The organism is Bilophila sp. 4_1_30, assembly GCF_000224655.1.
Lineage (GTDB): Bacteria > Desulfobacterota > Desulfovibrionia > Desulfovibrionales > Desulfovibrionaceae > Bilophila > Bilophila wadsworthia.
In genome coordinates this window covers 595,238-598,516 of sequence record NZ_JH114232.1, presented here as the reverse complement: position 1 = coordinate 598,516, position 3,279 = coordinate 595,238, and the positions used below count along the sequence as shown (strand labels likewise).

Genomic DNA, 3,279 nt, shown 5'->3' with positions numbered 1-3,279 from the left:
TCTCCAGAAAGGTTCCCCTTCCCCTCCCCAATGCCCCATTATTTCACAGGCCTGAACAACAGCCAGAGCCCCGCGATAAGCAAAGGAACACACAAAAGCTGCCCCATCGTGAGCCAGCCGAAAGCCAGATAGCCGAGCTGGGGATCAGGCTGGCGGACAAACTCCACGGCAAAACGGAACACGCCGTACAACACCGCGAACAGGCCGGAAACCCTCCCGGTGGGACGGATCCTGGACGAATAGACCCACAGGACGACGAACATGACCAGACCTTCAAGCCCGGCCTCGTACAACTGCGAAGGATGGCGCGGCAGCGGGCCGCCCGTAGGAAACACCATCCCCAAGGGCCCATCCGTAACCCCGCCCCACAGCTCGCCGTTGATGAAATTCCCGATGCGCCCAAAGAACAGGCCCGGCGGAACGAGAGGAGCGACGAAGTCCACCACGTCCATGAACTTCTTCTTGTTGCGGCGGCTCCACCACCAGCCCATCAGCAACACGCCGACGAGTCCGCCGTGGAACGACATGCCGCCATTCCAGATCTTGAAAATCTCGGACGGCTGATCGAGATACACGGGCAAATCGTAAAACAGCACATACCCGAGGCGTCCGCCCGCCACCACGCCGAGCATGATCCACGTCAACAGATCGTCGACCTTCTGCCCATTCCAGCCCGCCGCAATCCACGCGGGACGGGACGCGCGCCAACGCGCCAGCCCCCATCCGGCCAGAAAGGCGAACAGATACATAAGCCCGTACCAGTGGACCTGCACGGGACCAAGGCTCAGGGCTACCGGGCTGATGTTCGGATAGGCCAGCATGATCAGGTCCGCTCCCCGGAGGACTCGCGGCGCTCGAACGTGCCCGTGCGCCCCCCGGATTTGTGCACAAGCCGCACGTCGCGGATAACCATATCCTTCTGAACGGCCTTGCACATGTCGTAAATGGTTGCCGCAGCGACCTGAGCGGCGATGATGGCTTCCATCTCCACGCCGGTACGGTCGCTCGTCCGGGCTTCGGATTCGATCAGCACGGCAGGCGGCTCATCCTGAATCTCAAAACGCACGTCCACAAAACTCAGCGGCACGGGATGGCACAACGGGATGAGCTCCGAAGTCCGCTTCGCCGCCATAATCCCGGCGACCTGCGCCGTGACCAGCACGTCGCCCTTGGGCAGGGCGTGCTCCTTGAGCAGGCCGAGCGTATGGGCGTTCATCTCCACAGCCCCGCGCACGATAGCGACGCGCCTGGTGATATTCTTGCTCCCCACATCCACCATACTGATGGAACCGTCCCCGGCCATGTGGGAAAACGCGGCGTCGCGCATCCCGGAAACGGCGTCTTCGGCGGCATCTTTCGGGCAATAGCGCACTTCCCGCACGATACGCTCCGAGGAGGCAGCGACCGTATCCGTCAGCACCTTCAGGACGCCTTCAATGCCGAGATCCGAGGTATCGACGATCACGGCATCGGCGGCGGGCTTGAGAGGCGCAACGGCCCGGTTGCGGTCCATGTCGTCGCGTTGGCGGATCATTTCGGTGATCTGCGCGAGATCGGCGGGCTCGCCCTTGGCCTGCAACTCCTCAAAACGGCGCATTCCGCGCACTTCCGGCCGCGCGTCAAGGAAGAACTTGAACCGCGCCGTGGGGAACACCACGGTCCCCATGTCGCGGCCTTCGGCGACGAGACCGGACTCCCCGAGCGACCGCTGCGCTTCTTTCAGGCAGTCGCGGACCACCGTGGACGTGGCGAGGCGCGAAGCGAGCCGCCCGACTTCTTCGGTACGGATTTCGGGGCCCACGGGCACACCGTTGCACAGCAATACGGAATGTTCCCCGCCGCCCTGCAGCTTGAAGCGGAAGGCTTTGCAGCGCGCCCGCAATTCGTCTTCCGGCAACGCTTCCGCGCCCGGCCCGAGGCGCAGGGCTATGGTGCGGAACATGGCGCCGGTATCCAGATAGGGAATCCCGAGAATGGTGGCGAGGCGCTTGGCGAGAGTGGATTTGCCGACCCCGGCGGGGCCGTCCAATGTGATGATAGGCAGACACTTCATGATTACAGCAGTTCCCGCATTGCATTGATAAGCATAGTATTTTCTTCAGCCGTACCCACGGAGACGCGGAGGTTCCGGGGCAGGCCGTAGCAGGTCAGCGGACGCAGGATGATCCCTCGCCGCAACAGATCTTCAAATAGGGAAGCGGCGTTGGGGCCGTCCGCCGGAAGCTCGAACATGAGGAAGTTCGACTGGGAAGGAAACACGCGGCATCCGAGCTTCGTAAGCTCACCGGTGAGCCACGCGCGGCCCTCGCGGACCACCCGCACGGTCTCGTCGTGGAACGCCACGTCTTGCAGCGCGGCGATCCCGGCCTCTTCAGCCATCAGGTTCACCGAGAAAGGCAGGCGCACCCGCCAATAGTGATCGGCCAGCTCCTCGGGCACGATGGCGTAGCCGAGGCGGAGCCCGGCCATGCCGAAGCTCTTGGAGAACGTGCGCGAAATGATCACATTGGGGAATTCGTCCAGCCGCTTCGCCAGCGAGTAATCCGCCTCGTCGTCGGTGAAGTCCATGTAGGCTTCGTCCAGCACGAGCAGGCAGGTGTCCGGCAGCGCCTTCGCCAGCGTTTCGAGTTCCGCCACCGGCGGCGTGTACCCGGACGGATTGTCGGGCGTGGTGACGAACACGAGCGACGTCTTGTCGTCCACCAGCTTGAGCAGGTTGTCCCACGGGAACGAGAAGTCGGCGTTCACCGGGGTCTGGCGCAGCTCCACGCCGCACAGGGCGGCCTGCGTCGTATAGATGCCGAAGCAGGGCATGAAGGCGACCGCATTGTTCACGCCCGGCTCGACGCAAATGCGGAACAGCAGGTCGATGACTTCATCGGAGCCGTCGCCCACGATGATGCGGGAGGGCGACACACCGTGATGGGCGGCGATGGCCTTCACAAGGCGGGGGTTTCCGGCCTGCGGATAGCGGAATGCCAGTCCGACATGCGTTTCCAGCGTATGCTGGACCAGCGGAGAGGTTCCGAGAGGGTTTTCATTGCTAGCGAGCTTGATGACCCGTTCGATACCGTACTTCTCGCGGATCTCGTCGATGGAGAGCCCTGCCGTGTAGGGCTTGAAGCCCCGGACCAATGAACGCATGGGGATGGGAGACATGGCAAGTTCCTTCTATGGTTGTAAAGTCCGGAGTTTCCTTTTTTCCGCCCGTATCGTCAAGGCGAATGAAGGATAAAGGGTAAGAAGACTTGGAGGGGGAGAGGGAACCTTTCTTCAGAA

The 3,279-nt window shown here is 62.6% G+C and carries 3 protein-coding genes and 1 pseudogene; all 4 read right to left on the bottom strand.

Annotated features, from left to right (window positions below):
• Nucleotides 1-38: 38 nt before the first annotated feature.
• Nucleotides 39-821, bottom strand: coding sequence for a prolipoprotein diacylglyceryl transferase (lgt, locus tag HMPREF0178_RS09280; protein ID WP_009380399.1), 783 nt, complete (start codon nucleotides 819-821; stop codon nucleotides 39-41).
• 2 nt (nucleotides 822-823) lie between these two features.
• Entirely contained in the window at nucleotides 824-1,327 is a 504-nt protein-coding gene (gene moaC / locus HMPREF0178_RS22550) for a cyclic pyranopterin monophosphate synthase MoaC (RefSeq protein WP_227328005.1), read from the bottom strand.
• A gap of 87 nt (nucleotides 1,328-1,414) precedes the next feature.
• A pseudogene (gene cmk, locus HMPREF0178_RS22545) lies at nucleotides 1,415-2,053 on the bottom strand ((d)CMP kinase); the annotation flags it as partial.
• 2 nt (nucleotides 2,054-2,055) lie between these two features.
• Complete coding sequence (gene hisC / locus HMPREF0178_RS09270) at nucleotides 2,056-3,159, bottom strand: histidinol-phosphate transaminase (protein ID WP_009380395.1); 1,104 nt, start codon at nucleotides 3,157-3,159, stop codon at nucleotides 2,056-2,058.
• Nucleotides 3,160-3,279 lie beyond the last annotated feature (120 nt).

Bases quoted from the DNA above. Each gene is read 5' to 3' on its own strand.
- lgt (WP_009380399.1), bottom strand. From the start codon at position 821: ATGCTGGCCTATCCGAACATCAGCCCGGTAGCCCTGAGCCTTGGTCCC.
- moaC (WP_227328005.1), bottom strand. From the start codon at position 1,327: ATGCGCGACGCCGCGTTTTCCCACATGGCCGGGGACGGTTCCATCAGT.
- hisC (WP_009380395.1), bottom strand. From the start codon at position 3,159: ATGTCTCCCATCCCCATGCGTTCATTGGTCCGGGGCTTCAAGCCCTAC.